Here is a 21,055-nt window from a genome sequence, read left to right as displayed (position 1 = left end):
GTCTCGCGCCGCACGCCGGGCACGGTGACGGACTCCGGCACGGCGACGCCCTTGTCGCACGCGGGGTGCCGGCCGACATGGCACGCCGGGGAGACGTACGGGGCATCCGCGCTCACTGCGCCGCCCGCTTGAGCACCGCGATCAGCTTGCGCGTGGTCTCCACGTTGCAGCGCCCCAACTCGACCAGTACGCGCGGCGGTTCGTAGCCGTACGTCACCGGGTCGACCATCAGCGACGGCAGCACGATGCCGGTCCGCCGCAGTACGGCGGCCAGCTCCTCGCATGCCGCTTCGGCCTCGCTCACCGCGTCGGCCGCCGTCCGTCGTTCCCTCGTCATCAGTGCCGCTCCTGTCTGCCGTTTCCCTGCGTGAGACCCCGGAGCGCCACTACCGTGCGTATTCCGGCCCTTACGAGAATGGACCGGAAAAGGGCGCGAATACGCCTTGCAGGCTGTTTTTCGCCGCTACGTACCGTTACTTCCACACCTTCCACGGAGGATGTCGCCATGCCACCGAGGCGAGCGGTCACCGGTCGCAGTCAGGAGCCGCGCCAGCGATTCGCGGAAGAGCTGCGATTACTGCGCGCCCAGAAGGGCGACAGCCTGCGGCAGCTCGGTGAGGCGCTGGGCTGGGACTGGTCGCTCTTCGGCAAGATGGAGAGTGGGCAGACGATCGGGGGCCCGGAGGTCGCGCAGGCGTTGGACCAGTATTTCGGGACGGCGGGACTGCTGCTGACGTTGTGGGAGTTGGCGGCGGGAGACCCCACGCAGTTCAAGGAGCGGTACCGCCGGTACATGGCCTTGGAAGCGGAAGCGTTGAGCTTGTGGCACTTCGGGGTCAGCACCATTCATGGGCTGCTCCAGACGCCAGGCTACGCATACGTCTTGCTCACGACGGGCGGCATCAAGGGCGGAGAGCTGACGCGACAGGTCGAAGCGCGCACAGGGCGCCGCGAGTTGCTGGCAGGTGAAGACGCGCCGCCCTTCCGCACCATCCTGTCCGAGGCTGCGCTGCGCACGCCGCTGGGCGATGCCGAGGAGTGGCGAAAGCAGCTTGAGCACCTGGCGGAGGCGACTGAGCGCCCGAACCTCACCCTTCAGGTGCTGCCTCATGGCTCCGGGCCGCACGGCTTGGTCAGCACCGATGTGATGTTCCTGCGACTGCCGGACGGCCGCACGGTGGCTTATACGGAGAACGCCCACCGTGGCGAACTCATCGAGGAAACAAGTTCTGTTGAGCGCCTGCAACGCGCGTACGATGCGGTGCGTGACCTGGCGTTGAGCCCGGCCGAATCGCGGAAGTTCGTCATGCGGATGTTGGAGGAAGTGCCGTGCGAGCCATCGACCTGAGCAACATCACCTGGCGCAAGAGCACGTACAGCAACCCCGACGGCGGCGCCTGTATCGAGGTCTCCGACGACCTCCTGACCACCGCCACCTGGCGCAAGTCCAGCTACAGCAACCAGGACGGGGGCCAGTGCATCGAGGTCTCCGACGACTTCCCCGCCCTCGTCCCCGTACGTGACAGCAAGGCCCCCCACGGTCCGGCGCTCCTCTTCGACGCCTCCGCCTGGTCATCCTTCGTCACCGCCGTGAAGGGCGGAACCCTGCCCGGCGCCTGACGCCCCTCCGCAAGAGACCGGCCCCCGTCGCTCGCCCGCGACGGGGGCCGTTGCCGTGCCTCCTCAGCCCTTGGGGCCGGGCAGCAGCCCTGCGGCGGGCTCTTCACGCGTCGCGTCGGGTAACGCGGGAGGTCACCAGGGCCAGCGCGAGGAGTGTGCAGACCACGAACCAGCCGAGTCCCGCCAGCGGTGCCAGACGCGTATCGGAGGGGACCACATGGAGGACCTGCTGCCCCGCCTCGGTAGGCCACCACTTGAGCAGCAGATCACCGAGGGAGCTGAGGGCGTGGAACATGAGGGGGAGGAGGAACGTCAGGCCGACGCAGGCGGTGATCGCGCCTGCGGAGGCGCGCAGCACCAGGCCCACGATGAGCGCGAAGACTCCGAGTACGCCCAGGTAGCAGCCTCCGCCGACCACGGCGCGCAGCACGGCCCCGTCGGACAGCTCGGGGCGGGCAACCGCCGCGCCCAGTGACAGGGTCCCGGCGGTGTAGGTGGCGAAGGAAATCAGCAGCCCGGCCACCAGGGAGACGGCGAACACCACCAGGGCTTTGGCCGCCAGCAACCGGGACCGCTTCGGTACCGCGGTGAACGTACTGCGGATCGAGCCGGTGCCGTACTCGGAGGTGGCGGCCAGCGCGCCGAAGAGGCAGATCGCCAGCTGACCGATGGGAAGTCCTACGAAAATCTCCCGGAGGACGGAATCCGCCTCCGAGCCCGCATCCGCACCACTGCCCGCGAACGCCCCGATGCTGATGGTGATGAAGGCGGCGGCGAAAAGCGTCCACCAGGTGGAGCGGACCGTACTGACCTTGATCCACTCGAAGGCGACCGCATCGATGAACCGCGCCTTTCGACCGGCCGTGCCGTTGCTCCAGGGGTCGGCCGCACCGTTGTCTGTCATTGTCGTCGCCCTCATCACGCGGCCTCTCCGCTGTGCGTCACCCGGTATTCGACGGCGTCCGCGGTCAGTTCCATGAAGGCCTCTTGGAGCGAGACCCGCTGCGGCGCCAGCTCGTGCAGCCACAGTCCGTTCTGCCCGGCCAGCTCGCCGATCCGCGTCGCGTCCATCCCCCGTACGAGCAGCGCGTCCGGTGCGGACCGGCCGGGGGCGGCGTCGACCGTGGCGCCCTCGTGCCGCAGCAGGCGCACGAGGTGTGCCGCGTGCGGGCTGCGGACCACGGTGCCGTTGTGGGAACTGCGGGCGAGGAACTCCGCCATGGAGCTGTCCGCCGCCAGCCGTCCGCGGCCGATCACGATGAGGTGGTCGGCGGTGTCCTGCATCTCGCTCATCAGATGCGACGACACCAGGACCGTGCGGCCGCTGTCCGCCATGGACCGCATGAACTCCCGCACCCACTGGATGCCTTCGGGATCCAGTCCGTTGACCGGCTCGTCGAGGATCAGGATCTGGGGGTCTCCCAGCAGGGCGGCCGCGATTCCCAGGCGCTGGCTCATGCCGAGGGAGAAGCCGCCGGCGCGCCTGTGGGCGGCGGAGGTCAGGCCGACCATGGCGAGTACTTCGTCGACCCGCTTACCCGGTATGTGGTGGGAGGCGGCGATCCCGCGCAGATGGTTGCGCGCGGTGCGGCCGGTGTGGAACGCCTTGGCGTCCAGCATCGCCCCGACGGTGTGCAGCGGCGTGGAGAGTTGGTGATACGGACGGCCGCAGACGGTCGCGGTGCCCGAGGTCGGGCGGTCCAGGCCGACGATCATGCGCAGTGTGGTGGATTTCCCGGCCCCGTTCGGTCCGAGAAAGCCGGTGACCATGCCGGGTCGAACGGTGAAAGTGAGGTTGTCGACGGCGGTCTTGTCACCGTAGCGCTTGGACAGTCCCGTTACTTCGATCATGGATTTCCTCGTGACGCAGTCCGGGGGGGCAGGTGCACCACGCTAGGGCGCGTCACAGCGGGTTTTCGTAGCTCTCGCGGCCGGTCATTGGCGGTGGCCATGAGCTCGGGGGCTGACCCGGCGTACGACCTGAGGCGTATCCGGACGCACGGATTCCGACAGCAGCGGATTGCGAGAGCAGCGCATTCCGGCAGCAGGGCATTCAGCCAGCGGACGCAGCAGCACCCCGGACCCAAGTGGGTTCGGGGTGCTGCCGTTCGGCGTTGCCGGGGTGAGCCCGCGGGCGTCAGCCCAGCAGATTCACGTCCCGCACCGCGCCCTTGTCGGCGCTGGTGGCCATCGCCGCGTACGCCCGCAGGGCCTGCGAGACCTTGCGTTCGCGCTGCTTGGGGGCGTAGACCCCGCCGAGGGCCGCGCGGCGGGACGTCAGCTCCTCGTCGCTCACGAGGAGTTCGATGGTGCGGTGGGGGATGTCGATGCGGATGCGGTCGCCGTCCTCGACGAGGGCGATGGTGCCGCCGGACGCCGCCTCGGGGGAGGCGTGGCCGATGGAGAGGCCGGAGGTGCCGCCGGAGAAGCGGCCGTCGGTGATCAGCGCGCAGGCCTTGCCCAGGCCGCGGCCCTTGAGGAAGGACGTCGGGTAGAGCATCTCCTGCATGCCGGGGCCGCCCTTGGGGCCCTCGTAGCGGATGACGACGACGTCGCCTTCCGTGATCTGCTTGGTGAGGATCTTGTCGACGGCGTCTTCCTGGGACTCGCAGACCACGGCGGGGCCCTCGAAGGTCCAGATGGACTCGTCGACGCCCGCGGTCTTCACGACGCAGCCGTTCTCGGCGATGTTGCCCTTGAGGACCGCCAGGCCGCCGTCCTCGGAGTAGGCGTGCTCGACGGAGCGGATGCAGCCGCCCTCGGCGTCGGTGTCCAGGGTCGCCCAGCGCTCCGACTGGGAGAAGGCGGTCGCCGAGCGCTTGCAGCCGGGGGCCGCGTGCCACAGCTCGACGGCCTCCTCGGACGGGGAACCGCCGCGCACGTCCCAGGTCTTGAGGTGGTCGACGAGGGAGGCGGAGTGGACCGAGTGCACGTCCTCGTTGAGCAGGCCGCCGCGGTGCAGCTCGCCGAGGATGGCGGGGATGCCGCCGGCGCGGTGCACGTCCTCCATGTAGTACGTGCCGCCGGGGGCGACGTTCGGGGCGACCTTGGCCAGGCAGGGGACGCGGCGGGAGACCTCGTCGATGTCCTTGAGGTCGTAGTCCAGCTCGGCCTCCTGGGCGGCGGCGAGCAGGTGGAGGATCGTGTTGGTGGAGCCGCCCATGGCGATGTCGAGGGCCATGGCGTTCTCGAAGGCGGCGTGGGTGGCGATGTTGCGCGGCAGGACGGACTCGTCGCCGTCCTCGTAGTAGCGCTTGGTGATCTCCACGACCGTACGGCCGGCGTTCTCGTAGAGCGCCTTGCGGGCGGTGTGGGTGGCGAGCACCGAGCCGTTGCCGGGCAGCGAGAGGCCGATGGCCTCGGTGAGGCAGTTCATCGAGTTGGCGGTGAACATGCCGGAACAGGAGCCGCAGGTCGGGCAGGCGTTCTCCTCGATGCGGAGGACGTCCTCGTCGGAGACGCTGTCGTTGACCGAGTCGACGATGGCGTTGATCAGGTCGAGCTTGCGGACCGTGCCGTCGACGAGGGTGGCCTGGCCGGCCTCCATGGGGCCGCCGGAGACGAAGACGACGGGGATGTTGAGCCGCATCGCGGCCATCAGCATGCCGGGCGTGATCTTGTCGCAGTTGGAGATGCAGATCAGCGCGTCGGCGCAGTGCGCCTCGACCATGTACTCGACCGAGTCCGCGATCAGGTCGCGGGAAGGGAGGGAGTACAGCATGCCGCCGTGGCCCATGGCGATGCCGTCGTCGACCGCGATGGTGTTGAACTCGCGGGGCACGGCGCCGGCCTCACGGATGGCGTCGCTGACGATCCGGCCGACCGGGGCGAGGTGGGTGTGGCCGGGCACGAACTCGGTGAAGGAGTTGGCGACCGCGACGATCGGCTTGCCGATGTCCTCGCTCGCTACACCCGAGGCCCGCATAAGGGCGCGGGCACCCGCCATGTTGCGGCCATGGGTAACGGTGCGGGACCTCAGATCGGGCACGATGGTCACTCCCTCGGTTCGGACGTACGACCGCCGGCCGAGGTAGGTGGGCCTGCCACCTACCCGGTGGCGTCATAGAGCAGCTGAACCCGAGATTACGCTCTTGATCCAAGATCCGGACACCGACTCCGGCATGTGAGACGGCTGACCGCAGTGCGGACAGGGGCGGCGACGAGCAGGCATTTCGCCGCCGGGGGCCGACCGGTTCGCCGGCTGGGCGTACGGCCCGGCCCACCCCGTCACGGCTGGGTCAGATACCGCTGGAGGGTCGGCGCCACCATGGCGATGATCTCCTCCGGGTCCGCGGAGGCGATCGGGTCCATCTTGATCACATAGCGCAGCATGGCGATGCCGATGAGGTGCCCGGCGGCCAGCTGTACCCGGAACTCCGGGTCGGGGACGTGCAGTTCGCCCGCCACCCGCTGGAGCATCCGGCGCTCGATGAGGCCGCGCAGCACCGCCGCGGCGGTCTCGTTGGTCAGCGCCGAGCGCATGATCGCCAGCAGAGCGGGCCGGCTGACCGGGTTCTCCCAGACGCCGAACATGAACCGGGCCATCCGCTCGCCCACGTCCGCGCCGCCGCCCGCGAGAGCGTCCGGCATGGTCAGCGCGGGCGCGAAGGTCAGCTCGATGGCCGCCGCGAAGACCTGCTCCTTGGTGCCGAAGTAGTGATGGACCAGCGCCGCGTCCACCCCGGCCGCCTTGGCGATACCACGGACCGAGGTCTTGTCGTAGCCGCGCGCGGCGAACTCCGTACGGGCCGCGGCCAGGATGCGCTCCCGGGCACCGGGGCCCTCCTCGGCGTCGGCGCGGGCCGGGCGGCCGCGGCGGCGGGCCGGTGCGGGCGGTGTACCGGGCCCCGGGGTCGCGTCCTCCCGGCCGCCGGTCACGGGCCCTGGACCCGGCTCGGGGAGGCGAGGTGCAGCCGGGTGAAGGCCAGCGCCTCGGCCAGATCGGCCTCGCGTTCGGCGGCGGACATCGCGCGGCGGGTGTTGACCTCGACGACGACATGTCCGCTGAAGCCGGTGGCGGCCAGCCGCTCCAGGACCTCGGCGCAGGGCTGGCTGCCGCGTCCCGGCACCAGATGCTCGTCCTTGGCGGAGCCGTTGCCGTCGGCGAGGTGGACGTGTCCCAGGCGGTCGCCCATCCGCTCCACCATCGCCAGCGCGTCGTTGCGGGCGGTGGCGGTGTGCGACAGGTCGACGGTGAAGTGCCGGTAGTCGTCGTTGGTGGGGTCCCAGTCGGGGGCGTAGGCGAGCATCTCGCGGTCCCGGTAGCGCCACGGGTACATGTTCTCGACGGCGAATTTCACGTCCGTCTCGTGCGCCATCCGCCACACCCCGCGGACGAACTCCCGGGCGTAGCTGCGCTGCCAGCGGAACGGCGGGTGCACGACCACCGTCGAGGCGCCCAGCTTCTCCGCGGCGTTGCGGGCTCGCTGGAGCTTGACCCACGGGTCGGTGGACCAGACCCGCTGGGTGATCAGCAGACACGGGGCGTGGACGGCCAGCACCGGCACGCCGTGGTAGTCCGAGAGCCGGCGCAGCGCGTCGATGTCCTGGCTGACCGGATCGGTCCACACCATGACCTCGACGCCGTCGTAGCCCAGGCGCGCGGCGATCTCGAAGGCCGTCGCCGTCGACTCCGGATACACCGAGGCCGTGGACAGCGCGACCTTCGCATCCGGGATGCGCACCACTGGCTCTGTCACGAGGGACAGCGTACGGGCCGGGGCTGTGCGCGGGGCAGGAGGTCCGGGCAGCCGCGGCCCGCCGCCGGTGGCCCGTCCCCCTGGGCGGGGAGGCCGGGACGGGCGCCACCGGGGAGCGCGGCCGGCAGGGGCGTGACGAGTCTCACCCGCGCCGGACGCGCCACGAACGGACGCCCGCGCGCCCTACGGCAGGTGGTCCAGCCGCCGCAGAATGACGCCCTCGCGCAGCGCCCACGGGCAGATCTCCAGCGTCTCGACCCCGAACAGGTCCATCGCCGCCTCGGCGACCAGCGCCCCGGCGAGCAGCTGCCGTGAGCGCCCCTCGGACACCCCGGGCAGCGTCACCCGCTCCTCCGCGGACATCACGGCCAGCCGCGGCACCCACTCCTCCAGCTTCTTACGGGTCAGCTCCCGCTGGACGTAGAGGCCCTCGGCCGAGCGCGCGGCGCCCGCGATCCGGGCCAGCTGCTTGAAGGTCTTGGACGTGCCGACGACCTGGTCGGGCGTGCCGTAGCGGGTGAATTCGCTCACCACCTTGGCGATCTCGGCCCGGACCCGGCGGCGCAGCGTCCGGACGTCATCGGCCTCCGGCGGGTCGCCGGGCAGGTCGCCCGCGGTGAGCCGGCCGGCGCCCAGCGGCAGCGACACCGCCACGTCCGGGTCCTCGTCGAGGCCGTAGGCGATCTCCAGCGAGCCGCCGCCGATGTCCAGCACCAGCAGCCGGCCGGCCGACCAGCCCAGCCAGCGGCGGGCCGCGAGGAAGGTGAGCCGCGCCTCGTCCTCACCCGAGAGCACCTGGAGCGCGGCATCGGTCTCCAGGGTGACCCGGCGCAGCACGTCCTCCCCGTTGGTGGCCTCCCGGATCGCCGACGTGGCGAACGGCAGCACGCTCTCGGCACCCTTGTCCTCGGCCACCTGGAGCGCCTCGTGGATGGTCGCCACCAGGCGCTCCACCCCGGCATCGCTTATCGCGCCGTCCCTGTCGAGGAGTTCGGCAAGGCGCAGCTCCGCCTTGTGCGAGTAGGCGGGCAGCGGGCGCGCGCCCGGGTGTGCGTCCACCACGAGCAGATGGACCGTATTCGAACCCACATCGAGGACACCGAGTCTCATACGGGGAAACCTACTGCGCGCGCCGACCGCTCCTGTCGGCGCGGTCGGCACCCGTCGCGCCCCCTTACGCTGGAGTCGTGGCAAAGACGAAAAAGGCGAAGCACGAAAAAACGCTCAAGAAGGAAGAAAAGCGGCGCGCCCAGGCGGCCGAGGGCCGGCGGGCCCCCGCCGACGAGGTCGGGCTCGACTTCGCCCGAGCCTGGGTCACCTTCCCGGACCCGGGCGACGACGAGCAGCTCTTCCGCTGCGACCTGACCTGGCTGACGTCCCGCTGGACCTGCATCTTCGGCAGCGGCTGCCAGGGCATCCAGGCCGGCCGGGCGGACGACGGCTGCTGCACGCTCGGCGCGCACTTCTCGGACGATGACGACGAGAAGCGGGTGGCCGAGCATGTGGCACGCCTCACGCCCGAGGTGTGGCAGCACCACGACGTGGGCACCACGACCGGCTGGGTCGAGGAGGACGAGGACGGCGAACGGCAGACCCGGCGCTGGGAGGGCTCCTGCATCTTCCAGAACCGCCCCGGCTTCGCGGCCGGCGCGGGCTGCTCGCTGCACCTCCTCGCGCTGCGCGAGGGCCGCGAGCCCCTGGAGACCAAGCCGGACGTCTGCTGGCAGCTGCCGGTCCGGCGCACCTACGACTGGATCGACCGGCCGGACGACACCCAGATCCTCCAGGTGACGATCGGCGAGTACGACCGCCGCGGCTGGGGCCCCGGCGGCCACGACCTGCACTGGTGGTGCACCTCCGCGACCTCGGCGCACGGCGCGGGCGAGCCGGTCTACGTCTCGTACAAGCCCGAGCTGACCGAGCTGATGGGCAAGAAGGGCTACGCCAAGCTCGCCGAGCTGTGCGAGGAGCGGCTGGCCGCGACGCTGCCGATGGCGCCGCACCCGGCGGACCCGGCGCCCCTGAAGAAGCCGCAGGAGTAGGCACCCGCGCACCGGCGCCGCCGGGCCGGGCGGCGGCCCGCGCTCAGCGCGCCGGGTGCGTGGTGTTCGACGGTGTCGAGGACGGCGCCGGGCCGGTCGGCTTCGGTGTCGGAGCCGTCGGCGTCGGCGTGGGTGACGGGGACGCCGGGGCCGGCGTGGGCGTCGGCTTCGGGGCCGGGCGGGTCGGCTTCGGGTGCGCGTGCCCCGGGCGCTGCGGACCGGCGGCCGGACCGGTCGCGCCGTAGCCCCGCATCGTGACGGCGGTGCCCCCGGGCTCGATGGCGATCCGGGCCCGCCAGTGGCCCGCCGGCTCCCGGTCGTGGTCGATATGGACCGTGATCGTGGTGGTCTCGCCCGGCCGCAGCGTGCCCGCCGTACGGCTCATCTGAAGCCAGGCCGCGCCCGCCGACGCGTACCAGCGCACCGGGGCGCCGCCGGTGGCGCGGAGCGTGAGGAGCGTGGTCCGGCCCCGGGGCTCGGCGGCGATCATCAGCTGCCCGGGGCCCGACTCGCGCCGGCGGTCCGCGCCGTCCGGCCGCTGCGGGGTGCCGTCCGCGCTGACCACCTCGACGGACACATCGGGCGTCCCGTCGCTCGCCGTGAAGCCGGGCCCGGGCGTCGTCCTGGCGTTCCCGGCGTTCTCGTACGGGCTGCCGCCCAGCCGCCGCCCGGGTGCCGTGTCGCTGGCCGTCACCGAGGGCGAGTCGTCGGCCGCCACGTCGGTGGCGGGGGCGCCCCGGTACGCCGCCCACAGGGCCAGCACCGGCGCCGCGACGACGGTGGCGACCACGGTGGTGGTCAGCGCCCGGTTGCGCAGCCGGCGCCGGCGGGCGACCCGGTCCTTCGGCGGGCCCACGGGGAAACCGCTGCGGTCGTAGCGAGGAGAACCGTTTGCCCCACTCGCCCGGCCGCCACCGCCCGCCCCGGCCACCCCTTCCGCACGGCCCGACTTGGTGCGCCGGGCCGCCGCCAGCGCGCCGAGCACGGCCTCCTGGGGCGCGGTGACCAGCGGCAGACTGCCCCGGTCCACCGGCGCGGTACCCGGCCAGGTCCCCGGCGCTGTGGCCCGCTCGGCGGTCCGCCGGCACTCGGCGCAGTCGTCGACATGGCGCACCAGCTCCCGGCTGAGCGCCGCGCCCAGCAGCATCTGGGTGTCGCCCGCCAGCTGCGCGACCTCCCGGCAGCGGCCGGACTCGACGACGGCCAGTGCCGCCCGGGTCCGTTCGACCTCGCAGGCGGCGGTGGCCAGCAGCGTGCGGGTGGCGATCGGGTCGGCGCCGAGCACCGCGGCGACCTCGTCGGCCGAGAGGTGGTGGCGCACCGAGAGCTCCAGCGCCTCCCGCTGCTCGGGGGTGGTGCCGGCGGCCTCCGGCCAGGCCAGCGCGGCGAGTTCACGCTGCCGGCGCTCTGCCTCGCGGGCGGCGCCGGGGCCCGGTTTCCCGGCGGCCGGCGCGGTGCGTTCGGCGAGCCGGCGCAAACAGGCCCAGCGGGCGAGGGCGTAGAGCCAGGAGCGGTGGAGCGCCGGGTCGCCGGGGCGGCGGCCGCGGTGCCGCTCGGCGAGCGCGAGGGTCTCGCCGAGCACCGCGGTCGCGGCGTCGTGTTCGCACAGCACGGACAGGCAGTAGGTGAACAGCCCGTCCAGATAGGGCTGGTAGCCGTCCCGGCCCCGGTCCGGGGGACGCGCGGCGTCCGGGCCGGGCCGCTCGGCCGGCTGCGGCCGGTTCCGGCGCCGCGCGTCGCCGCGCGACCGGTGTGCGCCGGTGGAGTGCGTGGGGTGCTCGGGCCTGCTGCTCATCACCCCGGCGACGGTAGGCGGATGATGCAGCCCTGCTTGCTCGCGTTGGACACTTTTAACCCTTACGGGTGACCATCTCCCTCAAAAGGGGACACGAATAGCTCTTTACACGGGCGCTGCGCTCCGTATGCGCCACTCGGCCGGCACCATTGCCCACGGCGGCGCCCCCTCCCGGGGCGATCTTGGCCGCGGGCGCCCGCTCCGCGAGAGCTCCCGGCGGCGTTGTCGGACCCCGCCGCTACGGTGACCCCATGGCAACGCGTAAATCGTCGGGCAAGGAGCGTCCCTCCTACCGCTGCACCGAATGCGGCTGGACCACCGCCAAATGGCTCGGCCGCTGTCCCGAGTGCCAGGCGTGGGGCACGGTCGAGGAGTTCGGCGGCGCCCCCGCGGTGCGCACGACCGCGCCCGGCCGGGTCACCACCGCCGCCGTGCCCATCAGCCAGGTCGACGGCAAGCAGGCCACCGCCCGCTCGACGGGCGTGCCCGAGCTGGACCGCGTCCTCGGCGGCGGGCTGGTCCCCGGCGCCGTCGCGCTGCTGGCCGGCGAGCCCGGCGTGGGCAAATCCACCCTGCTGCTGGACGTCGCCGCCAAGGCCGCCTCCGACGCCCACCGCACGCTGTATGTCACCGGCGAGGAATCCGCGAGCCAGGTACGGCTGCGCGCCGACCGCATCGGCGCCCTCGACGACCATCTGTATCTGGCCGCCGAAACCGATCTGTCCGCGGTGCTCGGCCACCTCGACACCGTCAAGCCGTCGCTGCTGATCCTCGACTCGGTGCAGACCGTCGCCTCCCCTGAGATCGAAGGGGCGCCCGGCGGGATGGCCCAGGTCCGCGAGGTCGCCGGCGCACTGATCCGGGCCTCCAAGGAACGCGGCATGTCCACCCTCCTGGTGGGCCATGTCACCAAGGACGGCGCCATCGCCGGACCGCGCCTCCTGGAGCATCTCGTCGATGTCGTCCTGCACTTCGAGGGCGACCGGCACGCCCGGCTGCGCCTGGTCCGCGGCGTCAAGAACCGCTACGGCACCACCGACGAGGTCGGCTGCTTCGAGCTGCACGACGAAGGCATCATCGGCCTCGCCGACCCCTCCGGGCTCTTCCTGACCCGCCGCGCCGAGCCGGTGCCCGGCACCTGCCTGACCGTGACCCTGGAGGGCCGCCGCCCGCTGGTCGCCGAGGTCCAGGCGCTGACCGTCGACTCCCAGATCCCCTCCCCCCGGCGCACCACCTCCGGCCTGGAGACCTCCCGCGTCTCGATGATGCTCGCCGTCCTGGAGCAGCGCGGCCGGATCAGCGCCCTGGGCAAACGCGACATCTACAGCGCGACGGTCGGCGGCGTGAAGCTGACCGAACCCGCCGCGGACCTCGCCGTGGCCCTCGCCCTGGCCAGCGCGGCCAGCGACACCCCGCTCCCGAAGAACCTGGTCGCCATCGGCGAAGTGGGCCTCGCGGGCGAGGTCAGACGCGTCACGGGCGTCCAGCGCCGGCTCTCCGAAGCGGCCCGCCTCGGCTTCACCCACGCCCTGGTCCCCGCCGACCCCGGAAAGATCCCCGACGGGATGCGGGTCCTGGAGGTCGCCGACGTCGGACAGGCGCTCAGCGTGCTGCCGAAGCGGGTACGCCGGGAGGCCCCACAGGAAGAGGGCGCACGCCGGTAGACTTTGCCCTGGTCTCGCCCGTCACCGCAGAATTGCCTGTCGGCCACGTACGCTCCGCTGGTACGTCAACCACAGCATGGGCCGGGCGGCCTGCGGACCGACAGACCTTGTGACGGAGGAGTGCAGTGGCAGCCAACGACCGGGCATCGACTTCCGGCAGGTCCGGTGGAAGCTCCGGCACCGAGAGCCTGATGCGCGCCACGCTGAGCGCCGTCGCGCCCGGTACCGCCCTGCGCGACGGCCTGGAGCGCATCCTCCGCGGCAACACCGGCGGACTGATCGTCCTCGGCTTCGACAAGACCGTCGAGACCATGTGTACCGGCGGCTTCGTCCTCGATGTGGAGTTCACCGCGACCCGGCTGCGCGAACTGTGCAAGCTCGACGGCGCCCTGGTACTCGACAAGGACATCACCAAGATCATGCGGGCCGGTGTCCAGCTGGTGCCGGACGCCTCCATCCCGACGGAGGAGACCGGCACCCGCCACCGCACCGCCCAGCGCGTCTCCATCCAGGCCGGTTTCCCGGTCGTCTCCGTCAGCCAGTCGATGCGCCTGATCGCCCTCTACGTCGACGGGGAGCGCCGCGTCCTGGAGGAGTCGGCCGCGATCCTCTCCCGCGCCAACCAGGCACTGGCGACCCTGGAGCGCTACAAGCTCCGCCTGGACGAGGTCGCCGGCACCCTCTCCGCCCTGGAGATCGAGGACTTGGTGACGGTCCGCGATGTCACCGCGGTCGCCCAGCGCCTGGAGATGGTCCGCCGGATCGCCACCGAGATCGCCGAGTACGTCGTCGAGCTCGGCACGGACGGCCGGCTGCTCACCCTCCAGCTGGAGGAGCTGATCGCCGGCGTGGAGCCCGAGCGGGAGCTGGTCGTCCGCGACTATGTCCCCGAGCCGACCGCCAAGCGGTCCCGTACGGTCGCCGAGGCGCTCGCCGAGCTGGACGCCCTCAGCCACACCGAACTCCTCGAACTCCCCACCGTGGCCCGCGCCCTGGGCTACAGCGGCGCCCCCGAGACGCTGGACTCCGCGGTCTCGCCGCGCGGCTTCCGCCTGCTGGCGAAGGTCCCCCGGCTGCCCGGCACGGTCATCGACCGTCTCGTCGACCACTTCGGCGGCCTCCAGAAGCTGCTCGCGGCCAGCGTCGACGACCTCCAGGCGGTCGACGGCGTCGGCGAGGCCCGCGCCCGCTCGGTCCGCGAGGGCCTGTCGCGGCTGGCGGAGTCGTCGATCCTGGAGCGGTACGTCTAGGCGGATACGCCCCGTACACCTGGGGAGACCCACTCCGTACGCCCAGGGGGCACCCCCTAGGGGGCCGCGCCCTGGTCGCCGTCCCCGCCCGCCGTACGCCGCGACTCCTCGACGATCCGCTGCAAGGCCGCCGCGTGTGCCTCCAGCGCGCTCCGCCCGCCGTCGCTGAGGTGCACCCAGGTGCGGGGGCGCTTGCCGACGTAGCCCTTGCGCACCTCGACGTATCCGTGCGACTCCAGCGTGCTGATCTGCTTGGACAGGGCGGAGGGGGAGAGCCCCGCCGACTCCTTCACCCAGCCGAACTCGGCCCACTGCGCGCCCGCGAGCAGGGACATGATCGTCAGCCGGGTGGGGTCGAGGAGTACGGGGTCGAAATCAGCGTGGGCCATCGAGGGCACTCTTCCCCACGTGACCGCCGCCGCGCACGGCGGCCGAGAGCAGCGCCCGCTGCCAGCTCGGCCCGAACACGGCCAGGGCGGCGCCGCCCACCGCGCCCACCGCGGTCCGCCAGTACGGCACACCGAGGTGCCAGTCCGGCGCGAGCAGCGGGACGGCGAAGCCGGCCAGGACGACGGCGAGCAGGATGAGCAGCGCGTAGGTGCGGAAGCGCCCGGAGATCTCCTGCCTGCGCGGGCGGACGGGCTGCCCCAGCAGGGCCGAGCCACCACGGGTGTTGAGCAGTACGACGTAGCCGACGGTCAGCGCCCCGAGGGCCGCCGAGGACCAGCCGTCCGCCGCCGCCCCGAGGAAGTCGGGGGCCGCCAGGAAGGCGAAGAGCACGACGCCGAACAGCACATACACCCACCGGGAGTGGGTGGCCGAGCTGTGCGTCCGGTCCCGGTGCCGGCTGATGTCCGCCAGGGCGCGGGCCGCTTCGTCCGCCGAAGGGCGCGGGTCCTCGGGTCCGGACGGCGATGACGTGGACGCCATGGGTGCCTCCTCGGGTTGCTGGTTGCTGGCTAGTTTCTCCAGCGGAATCTGTTTCCTGAGAGGAAACTAGTTGCCCGAGGGTGGGTCCGTCAACGGGGCGTCAGATTCCCGCACCTTGTGGACGTGCCGCCGGTGCGCCGGACGACATGCCCCGGGGCGCGTCCGGTCAGGGACGGGAGCCGGTGGCGGATGCGGGGAGCGCGGCGGTGAGCCGGAGGCCCGTGACGAGATCCGGGCGGATGCGCAGGGCGTGTTCCCGCTGCCCCTCCGACCAGGGGTGCAGCAGCTCCCGGTAGTACGCCAGGTCGCGCGGATCGGTGACCGGCCGGCAGTAGCCGGTGACCACCACGCTCCAGCCGATGTGCGTCACGGGGTCGATGGTGTCCGCCTCGTAGGCGACGACGACGCCCTCCATGTCGGCCTGCCGGGTCGCGGTGGCGATCGCCGCGCCCTCCTGCGTCCGGATGATGATCTCGCCCCGGTCCAGCAGGTGGTTGACGGGGCGGATGGCCGGCAGCGCGTCCTGAGTGAAGACGATCCGGCCCAGCGACACACTGCCGAGGAGCCGCAGCGCCTCCGCACGGTGCAGCGGGGTGCTGTGCCGGGGCCCCGCGGTCCCGGCCCCGCCCGCCCGGGGCACTCCGGCCCCCGGCCGGGACGACATGTGGTTCACCGTGCGCTCCCTCTCGTCCTCCCACGCGCTGACATGCCCAGTAGAAGGTCGGCGATCACCGCGCGCCAGGGGCCGTTCGGCCCCCCAGAGCAGGCCCACCGCCGCCGCCCCGGCACCCGGCCAGCTCCTCCAGCAGCGCCTTGACCGGCGCCCACCCCGTGCCGCCCGCCACCATCAGCAGCTCACGCGCCGGGTCGTCGTCCAGCGTCATCGTCCCCTGCGCGGGCCCCAGGCGCAGGGTGTCCCCGACCCGGGTGTGCGCCACCAGCGCCTCACTGACCCCGCCGGTGCCGGTCTGCCGCACATGGAACTCCAGCTCGCGCACCGGCCGCGGGGCGCAGGCGAGGGAGTACTGCCGCCAGGCCTGCGGCAGCAGCGGGGACTCGACGGCGGCGTACTGACCCGCCCGGTACGGATACGGCTCGTCGGTCCGCACCCGCAGCACCGCGAGGTCCGGGCGGCGCAGCTCGTGCCCGACCACCGTGCCCCGCCAGTACGCCGGTTCGGCGAGCGTGGCCTCCGCGCCGTCGACCATGGCCGCCACGGCGAACCGCAGCATCCGCACCCACGCCTGCTCCGCCGCCGCGCTCCAGCCCGGCCCCGCCGACTTCCGCAGCGCCACGCACAGGGCCGCCTCGAACGTCTCGTAGTGCACCGGCCGCACCCCGAGTTTGCGGTGGTCCCGGCCGAGCCGGGTGAAGAACGCGGCCACCTCGTCCGGCCGGTCCAGATTCTCGATCAAGTAGCGGAAGGCGCGGGCGAGATGGGACCGCTGGAACTCCATCGACGCGGGAAACAGCCGCCGCAGGGACGGCCACCGCGTGAACATCTCGTCGTAGAGACGGCCGATCAGCTCGTCGAACGGGGTCACCAGCGGCAGATACCGCACGATCAGCCGCTGGTCGGCGGCGCCGTCGCAGGGCACCGCCCGCGCCAAGTCCGGTTCCGGCGCACGGTCCTGGCCCAGCATCCGGCGCCGCAGCCGCATCGCGTCGTGCCGGGCCAGCAGTGCGTGGTACTCGTTGCCGACGGTGCCCGTAAAGGCATGCATGAGCGGACCTCCTGGCTGCGACGCCGGACCGGGCGGCGGGGTGCCGGGGGTGCCGCGGTCCGGAAAGCGGCGCCAGTATGGCAGCGGGCCGGGATGCCCCATCGGCCCAGCTCCCCAGGGCCGTTCGGCCCTTTCGCCCCCACCGCGTACCCCGCGATGCTGGGCCCCGGGGGCCGTACCGGGCGGCACGCCCACCAGGGCCGCAGATACTGAGAGACCCCTCAACGGACCGGCATCCCGCACCCACCGGGCGACCAAGCGAGCACCGAATGAACCTGCACCCCGCACCCGCCGCGCCACTGCGCGTCTTCATCCTCGACGACCACGAGGTGGTCCGGCGCGGGGTACGGGACCTGCTCGAAGCGGAGGAGGACATCGCGGTCGTGGGCGAGGCGGGGGACCGCCGGCAGGCCCTCGCACGGGTACCGGCCGCCCGCCCGCAGGTGGCGGTGCTCGACGTCCGCCTCGGCGGCGGCGACGGCCCCGGCGGCGACCACGAAGGCATCGAGGTGTGCCGGGAGTTGCGCGCCCGGATGCCGGAGCTGGCCTGCCTGATGCTGACCTCGTTCGACGACGACGAAGCGCTCTTCGACGCCATCATGGCGGGGGCCGCCGGCTACGTCCTCAAGCAGATCAACGGATCCGGCCTGGTTCACGCGGTGCGCACGGTGGCGGCGGGCGAATCCATGCTGGACCCGCGCACGGCGTCCCGGGTGATGGCGCGGCTGCGCGGCCCCCACGAGACGACGCCCGAGGCATCGCCGTCGGAACTGGACCGGCTCTCCCCCCGGGAACGGCAGGTACTGGAGCTGATCGGCGAAGGGCTGACCAACCGGGAGATCGCCGACCGGCTGTTCCTCGCGGAGAAGACCGTCAAGAACCGCGTCTCCGCCATCCTCGCCAAGCTGGGAGTGGGCCGCCGCGTCCAGGCGGCGATGGTCGCCGAACGCTTCCGGGAACAGCGCGGCTGAGCACCGCGGCCCGGCACACCGGGTGCGCCTCGCGCCCCCGACGGGGGTCAGCCCGGCAGCGGAACCCGCCACACGATCCGGGTACCGCCCGCCTCCGGGCACTCGACCGTCAGCCGGCCCCCGTGCAGCTCGGCCCGCGCCGCCATATTGGCCAGGCCCCCCGTATGCCGCGCGGCGCCCACCCCCACCCCGTCGTCCACGACCGTCAGCGTCACCTCGTCCGCCACCGTCAGAGCGACATCGAGGCGCCGGGCGCGGGCGTGCCGGGCGGCGTTGCTGAGGGCCTCCGCGGTCACCGCCAGCAGGTGCCCGGCCAGGTCGGCGGGGACGTTGGTGTCCGCCGGGCCGTCGATCCGCAGCGACGGGGTGAAGCCCAGCGTGCGCGACGCCGTGCGCACGGCGTCGGTGAGCCCGCGGCGCAGACCCGCACCGTCGGCGCCGTCCCCGGCCGTGCGCAGTTCGAAGATGGTGGACCGGATGATCTTGATGGTGGTGTCCAGATCATCGACCGCCCGCCCGACCCGCTCCGCCGCCTCGGGCCGGTCGATCAGCCGGGTCGCGCTCTGCAACGTGATCCCGGTGGCGAACAGCCGCTGAATGGCCAGATCATGCAGGTCCCGGGCAATACGGTCCCGGTCGTGGAAGACCGCCAGCTCCTCCGACTCGGCCCGCCGCCGGCCGAGTTCCAGGGCGATCACGGCCTGATCGGCAAAGCCCGAGATCAGCCTCGCCTCGGTCTCGTCGAAGGGCGGCCGCCCCGCCAGCCGGCACAGCCGCAGCGCCCCGCGCCCGATATCGACCTGAAGCGGCACGGCGACCGCCGGACCGTACTCCTCGTCCGCCCCGGTGCCCGCCCCCAGCGGATGCGCCCGCGGATCGTTCCGTAAATCGGCGCTGACCACCGGCTGCCCCGTACGCGCCGCCGTACCGGGCAGCGACCCCTCGGCCGGCACCGTCAGCCCCGCGATACGGCCGGCGCCCACGCCGTGCGCCACCGCCACCGTCAGCCGGTCCGGCGCCGACGGCACCGGCAGCAGCACCGCCGCACAGTCGGCGCCCGCGACCTCCATGGCCCGCTCGGCGATCAGCCGCAGCACCTGGCTCGCCTCCGTACCGGACAACAGGCTCCGGGTGATCTCGCCCAGCGCCTCCAGCCAGCGCTCCCGGCGGCGGCTCTCGTGATACATCCGGGCGTTGTCGATCGCCACCCCCGCCGCGATCGACAGCGTCGTCACCACCGCCTCGTCCTCGGCGTCGAACGCCCCGCCGCCCCGCTTCTCGGTCAGGTAGAGATTGCCGAACACCTCGTCACGCACCCGGACCGGCACCCCGAGGAACGTCCGCATCGGCGGATGCTGCGCGGGAAACCCGTAACTGCGCGGGTGCCGGGACAGATCGGTGAGCCGCAACGGCTCCGGGTGGCGGATGAGCTCACCGAGGATGCCCCGGCCGCACGGTAACGGGCCGATCGACGCGATGAGCTCCTCGGACATCCCCACCGGCAGAAACTGCGAGAGCCGCTGCCCGTCACCCACCACACCGAGCGCGCCGTACTCCGCGCCGGTGAGGTCGACCGCCGCCTCCACGATGCCCCCGAGCACCTGCGGCAACTCCAGCCCCCGCCCCAGCCCCATCACCGCATCGAGCAGACTGCGCATCCGCTCCTCCGGCGCCCGCAGCTGCGGCCAACACGCCTCCGACGCAGGCCACTTCGGATCGGCCATGACCGCCTTGCCCCCAACTACCCCGAAACTCTTACCTGGTCAGCAGGGTACGGGAGCATGGCGGGGGCCCGGCCGGGAGACCGCGGCGGTCGGCCGGCCTGTCCGGGGGCTCATCGGCCGGGCGCCCCGCCGGGGGCGCATCGGCCGGTCATCCCGTCCCCTCCAGGGTCTCCCGGCCCGGCGGGGGGGGGCTGTTCGGCCCTGGGGGCGCGGCGTCCCCGCGAACGAGCATGGTGACACCGGGAAGGGCCGAGTCTCCCCCGTGCTCATGTCCCGGCCCTTCCCGGTCCCACACGGGGACCGCGGGCCCTCACCCCCGCAGCACGGCGGCCTCCTTCTCCGGCGGCAGCCCCACCACCGGCCGGTCCGGCCGCTGCGGCGCCACCCCGCCGATGTCCTGGAGCCAGGCCCAGGTGTCGGCGACCGTCTCGCCGAGGGGACGGCAACGCAGCCCGTCCTCCCGGGCCTTGGACACATCGGCACCGTAGAGCGCATCCTCCAGCTCGCCGGTCGCGAGCCAGAGCGGTAGCTCGATCCAGGGCGCGATACCGGCGGCGAGGACATCCGCCGGAGCGGTCCAGCGCAGCTCCGCGTCCGCGCCGGTGACCGTCACACAACTCTCCAGGAACTCCCCCATCGTGGCGTGCCCCACCTCGCTCACCAGGTTGTACGCACCACCGCGCCCGGCCTCCAGCGCATCGAGCGTCCATGCGGCGAGATCCCGGACATCGATGTACTGGAGCGCCAACTCCCGCGGCCCCGGCGCGAGAACCGGGCCACCGCGGGCGATCCGGGTCAGCCACCACGGCAGCCGCCCGATGTTCTCGTACGGCCCGAGGATCAGCCCCGCCCGCAGCAGCAGCGCCCGGTCCCCGAACGCCTCGGTCACGGCCAGCTCACCGCCCCGCTTGGCCTGCGCATAGTCCTCGGCGTCGGTGGCGTCGGGGGAGCCCTCCACCACCGGGGCCTGCTCGCCGTACGGGGGCGTGGGCGGAAAGGCGTACACCGAGTTGCTTGAGACGTACGCGTACCTCCCGACCCGCCCGGCCAGCAGCCGCGCCGTGTCCCGCACCGCCGACGGCGCACCGCTCCAGGTGTCGACGACGGCGTCCCACTCCCCCACCTCCAGAGCCGCGAGCCCCGCCGCGCTCCCACGGTCACCGTGCAGCGCCGCCGCCCCCTCCGGCGGAGCATGCTTCCCCCGGTGGAACACCGTCACCTCCCACCCCCGCGCCAGCGCCGCCTCGGTGACAGCCCGCCCCACGAACTCCGTACCGCCCAGCATCAGTAGCTTCATAACGCCGACTGTGCCGGACGCCGCCACCCGCGACCACCAACGCACGCTCTCAGCGGAATCCCTCTGGGCGGAATAAGGGGAGGGGACCCTTCCGCACCTGCGGCGGCCGGGCATTCAGCGCTGGTTGGCAGCGATCGGTGCTGGTCGGTGCTGGGCGGTGCTGCTCGGGACCGGCCGGTAGTGGTCGGCTTCGGTTGGTGCCGGTCGGGCTCGATTCGCGGCGGCGGCTCCGGTCCGCAGGGGCCGGCCGCAGCTCTCCGCCTCGGGCGCCGGTCTCAGCCGTCGATCTCAGCCGTTCTGCCTCAGGCGCGGGCCCGGCCGTTCTGCCTCAGGCGTGGG

General features: G+C 72.7%; 20 protein-coding genes. 6 read left to right on the top strand and 14 right to left on the bottom strand.

What is annotated here, in order from left to right:
- Nucleotides 1-112: 112 nt before the first annotated feature.
- On the bottom strand, nucleotides 113-337 hold the full coding sequence (locus tag QT196_RS22990) for a hypothetical protein (protein WP_168480811.1): 225 nt from the start codon (nucleotides 335-337) through the stop codon (nucleotides 113-115).
- Between the two features lie 168 nt (nucleotides 338-505).
- On the opposite strand from QT196_RS22990, the gene QT196_RS22985 reads away from it, so the two are divergent.
- The gene (locus tag QT196_RS22985; RefSeq protein WP_290355577.1) at nucleotides 506-1,348 is read left to right on the top strand and encodes a helix-turn-helix transcriptional regulator; all 843 of its coding nucleotides are present in this window, start codon (nucleotides 506-508) and stop codon (nucleotides 1,346-1,348) included.
- The gene (locus tag QT196_RS22980; protein ID WP_290355576.1) at nucleotides 1,330-1,620 is read left to right on the top strand and encodes a DUF397 domain-containing protein; all 291 of its coding nucleotides are present in this window, start codon (nucleotides 1,330-1,332) and stop codon (nucleotides 1,618-1,620) included. The genes QT196_RS22985 and QT196_RS22980 overlap by 19 nt, the downstream gene beginning before the upstream one ends.
- Nucleotides 1,621-1,723: 103 nt before the next feature.
- Here the strand turns inward: QT196_RS22980 and QT196_RS22975 are convergent, their stop codons facing one another.
- The 6 genes from QT196_RS22975 to QT196_RS22950 form a co-directional block, all read right to left on the bottom strand.
- Complete coding sequence (locus QT196_RS22975) at nucleotides 1,724-2,524, bottom strand: ABC transporter permease (RefSeq protein ID WP_290355575.1); 801 nt, start codon at nucleotides 2,522-2,524, stop codon at nucleotides 1,724-1,726.
- A 14-nt stretch (nucleotides 2,525-2,538) separates the two neighbouring features.
- Nucleotides 2,539-3,471 carry an ABC transporter ATP-binding protein gene (locus QT196_RS22970; RefSeq protein ID WP_290355574.1) on the bottom strand — a complete coding sequence of 311 codons (933 nt, stop codon included), beginning with the start codon at nucleotides 3,469-3,471 and terminating at the stop codon, nucleotides 2,539-2,541.
- A 286-nt stretch (nucleotides 3,472-3,757) separates the two neighbouring features.
- Nucleotides 3,758-5,608 (bottom strand): dihydroxy-acid dehydratase, encoded by a 1,851-nt coding sequence (ilvD, locus tag QT196_RS22965; protein WP_168480806.1) that lies wholly within the window; start codon nucleotides 5,606-5,608, stop codon nucleotides 3,758-3,760.
- Nucleotides 5,609-5,847: 239 nt separating this feature from the next.
- Nucleotides 5,848-6,498 (bottom strand): TetR family transcriptional regulator, encoded by a 651-nt coding sequence (locus tag QT196_RS22960; protein WP_290355573.1) that lies wholly within the window; start codon nucleotides 6,496-6,498, stop codon nucleotides 5,848-5,850.
- Nucleotides 6,495-7,319 carry a sugar phosphate isomerase/epimerase gene (locus QT196_RS22955; RefSeq protein ID WP_181018549.1) on the bottom strand — a complete coding sequence of 275 codons (825 nt, stop codon included), beginning with the start codon at nucleotides 7,317-7,319 and terminating at the stop codon, nucleotides 6,495-6,497. The genes QT196_RS22960 and QT196_RS22955 overlap by 4 nt, the downstream gene beginning before the upstream one ends.
- Before the next feature lie 183 nt (nucleotides 7,320-7,502).
- Nucleotides 7,503-8,429 (bottom strand): Ppx/GppA phosphatase family protein, encoded by a 927-nt coding sequence (locus tag QT196_RS22950; RefSeq protein ID WP_266737745.1) that lies wholly within the window; start codon nucleotides 8,427-8,429, stop codon nucleotides 7,503-7,505.
- Nucleotides 8,430-8,506: 77 nt separating this feature from the next.
- Here QT196_RS22950 and QT196_RS22945 point away from each other — a divergent pair, with 77 nt between their 5' ends.
- A complete protein-coding gene (locus QT196_RS22945; protein WP_290355572.1) occupies nucleotides 8,507-9,361 on the top strand; it encodes a hypothetical protein in 855 nt (284 codons plus the stop codon).
- Between the two features lie 43 nt (nucleotides 9,362-9,404).
- On the opposite strand, the gene QT196_RS22940 is transcribed toward QT196_RS22945, so the two are convergent.
- Nucleotides 9,405-11,156: a sigma-70 family RNA polymerase sigma factor gene (locus QT196_RS22940; protein WP_168480801.1), complete on the bottom strand. Its 1,752-nt coding sequence runs from the start codon at nucleotides 11,154-11,156 to the stop codon at nucleotides 9,405-9,407.
- 251 nt (nucleotides 11,157-11,407) lie between these two features.
- On the opposite strand from QT196_RS22940, the gene radA reads away from it, so the two are divergent.
- The gene (gene radA, locus QT196_RS22935; protein ID WP_168480800.1) at nucleotides 11,408-12,820 is read left to right on the top strand and encodes a DNA repair protein RadA; all 1,413 of its coding nucleotides are present in this window, start codon (nucleotides 11,408-11,410) and stop codon (nucleotides 12,818-12,820) included.
- Between the two features lie 125 nt (nucleotides 12,821-12,945).
- Nucleotides 12,946-14,070: a DNA integrity scanning diadenylate cyclase DisA gene (gene disA, locus QT196_RS22930; protein ID WP_085928043.1), complete on the top strand. Its 1,125-nt coding sequence runs from the start codon at nucleotides 12,946-12,948 to the stop codon at nucleotides 14,068-14,070.
- Nucleotides 14,071-14,126: 56 nt separating this feature from the next.
- On the opposite strand, the gene QT196_RS22925 is transcribed toward disA, so the two are convergent.
- The 4 genes from QT196_RS22925 to QT196_RS22910 all read right to left on the bottom strand — a co-directional run bounded on the left by QT196_RS22925 (nucleotide 14,127) and on the right by QT196_RS22910 (nucleotide 16,724).
- Nucleotides 14,127-14,459 carry a transcriptional regulator gene (locus QT196_RS22925; RefSeq protein WP_168480799.1) on the bottom strand — a complete coding sequence of 111 codons (333 nt, stop codon included), beginning with the start codon at nucleotides 14,457-14,459 and terminating at the stop codon, nucleotides 14,127-14,129.
- Nucleotides 14,446-15,000, bottom strand: a complete 555-nt coding sequence (locus tag QT196_RS22920) for a hypothetical protein (RefSeq protein ID WP_290355571.1) — start codon at nucleotides 14,998-15,000, stop codon at nucleotides 14,446-14,448. Before QT196_RS22920 ends, QT196_RS22925 begins: the two co-directional genes overlap by 14 nt.
- Before the next feature lie 166 nt (nucleotides 15,001-15,166).
- Nucleotides 15,167-15,664: a pyridoxamine 5'-phosphate oxidase family protein gene (locus QT196_RS22915; protein WP_266738141.1), complete on the bottom strand. Its 498-nt coding sequence runs from the start codon at nucleotides 15,662-15,664 to the stop codon at nucleotides 15,167-15,169.
- A 64-nt stretch (nucleotides 15,665-15,728) separates the two neighbouring features.
- Complete coding sequence (locus QT196_RS22910; RefSeq protein ID WP_290355570.1) at nucleotides 15,729-16,724, bottom strand: globin domain-containing protein; 996 nt, start codon at nucleotides 16,722-16,724, stop codon at nucleotides 15,729-15,731.
- A gap of 269 nt (nucleotides 16,725-16,993) precedes the next feature.
- Here QT196_RS22910 and QT196_RS22905 point away from each other — a divergent pair, with 269 nt between their 5' ends.
- Nucleotides 16,994-17,695 carry a response regulator transcription factor gene (locus QT196_RS22905; RefSeq protein ID WP_290355569.1) on the top strand — a complete coding sequence of 234 codons (702 nt, stop codon included), beginning with the start codon at nucleotides 16,994-16,996 and terminating at the stop codon, nucleotides 17,693-17,695.
- Between the two features lie 47 nt (nucleotides 17,696-17,742).
- Here the strand turns inward: QT196_RS22905 and QT196_RS22900 are convergent, their stop codons facing one another.
- Nucleotides 17,743-19,353 carry a GAF domain-containing protein gene (locus QT196_RS22900; RefSeq protein ID WP_266738143.1) on the bottom strand — a complete coding sequence of 537 codons (1,611 nt, stop codon included), beginning with the start codon at nucleotides 19,351-19,353 and terminating at the stop codon, nucleotides 17,743-17,745.
- Nucleotides 19,354-19,729: 376 nt separating this feature from the next.
- Nucleotides 19,730-20,716, bottom strand: coding sequence for an NAD-dependent epimerase/dehydratase family protein (locus QT196_RS22895; RefSeq protein ID WP_168480795.1), 987 nt, complete (start codon nucleotides 20,714-20,716; stop codon nucleotides 19,730-19,732).
- Nucleotides 20,717-21,055 lie beyond the last annotated feature (339 nt).

Source organism: Streptomyces sp. P9-2B-2, assembly GCF_030406865.1.
Lineage (GTDB): Bacteria > Actinomycetota > Actinomycetes > Streptomycetales > Streptomycetaceae > Streptomyces > Streptomyces platensis.
This window is presented reverse-complemented; position numbering and strand designations above follow the sequence as displayed.

Excerpts from the sequence above, each read along its gene's own strand:
- QT196_RS22990 (WP_168480811.1), bottom strand. The coding sequence starts at position 337 with ATGACGAGGGAACGACGGACGGCGGCCGACGCGGTGAGCGAGGCCGAA.
- QT196_RS22985 (WP_290355577.1), top strand. The coding sequence starts at position 506 with ATGCCACCGAGGCGAGCGGTCACCGGTCGCAGTCAGGAGCCGCGCCAG.
- QT196_RS22975 (WP_290355575.1), bottom strand. The coding sequence starts at position 2,524 with ATGACAGACAACGGTGCGGCCGACCCCTGGAGCAACGGCACGGCCGGT.
- QT196_RS22970 (WP_290355574.1), bottom strand. The coding sequence starts at position 3,471 with ATGATCGAAGTAACGGGACTGTCCAAGCGCTACGGTGACAAGACCGCC.
- QT196_RS22950 (WP_266737745.1), bottom strand. The coding sequence starts at position 8,429 with ATGAGACTCGGTGTCCTCGATGTGGGTTCGAATACGGTCCATCTGCTC.
- QT196_RS22940 (WP_168480801.1), bottom strand. The coding sequence starts at position 11,156 with ATGAGCAGCAGGCCCGAGCACCCCACGCACTCCACCGGCGCACACCGG.
- radA (WP_168480800.1), top strand. The coding sequence starts at position 11,408 with ATGGCAACGCGTAAATCGTCGGGCAAGGAGCGTCCCTCCTACCGCTGC.
- QT196_RS22925 (WP_168480799.1), bottom strand. The coding sequence starts at position 14,459 with ATGGCCCACGCTGATTTCGACCCCGTACTCCTCGACCCCACCCGGCTG.
- QT196_RS22920 (WP_290355571.1), bottom strand. The coding sequence starts at position 15,000 with ATGGCGTCCACGTCATCGCCGTCCGGACCCGAGGACCCGCGCCCTTCG.
- QT196_RS22915 (WP_266738141.1), bottom strand. The coding sequence starts at position 15,664 with ATGTCGTCCCGGCCGGGGGCCGGAGTGCCCCGGGCGGGCGGGGCCGGG.
- QT196_RS22910 (WP_290355570.1), bottom strand. The coding sequence starts at position 16,724 with ATGCATGCCTTTACGGGCACCGTCGGCAACGAGTACCACGCACTGCTG.
- QT196_RS22905 (WP_290355569.1), top strand. The coding sequence starts at position 16,994 with ATGAACCTGCACCCCGCACCCGCCGCGCCACTGCGCGTCTTCATCCTC.
- QT196_RS22900 (WP_266738143.1), bottom strand. The coding sequence starts at position 19,353 with ATGCGCAGTCTGCTCGATGCGGTGATGGGGCTGGGGCGGGGGCTGGAG.
- QT196_RS22895 (WP_168480795.1), bottom strand. The coding sequence starts at position 20,716 with ATGAAGCTACTGATGCTGGGCGGTACGGAGTTCGTGGGGCGGGCTGTC.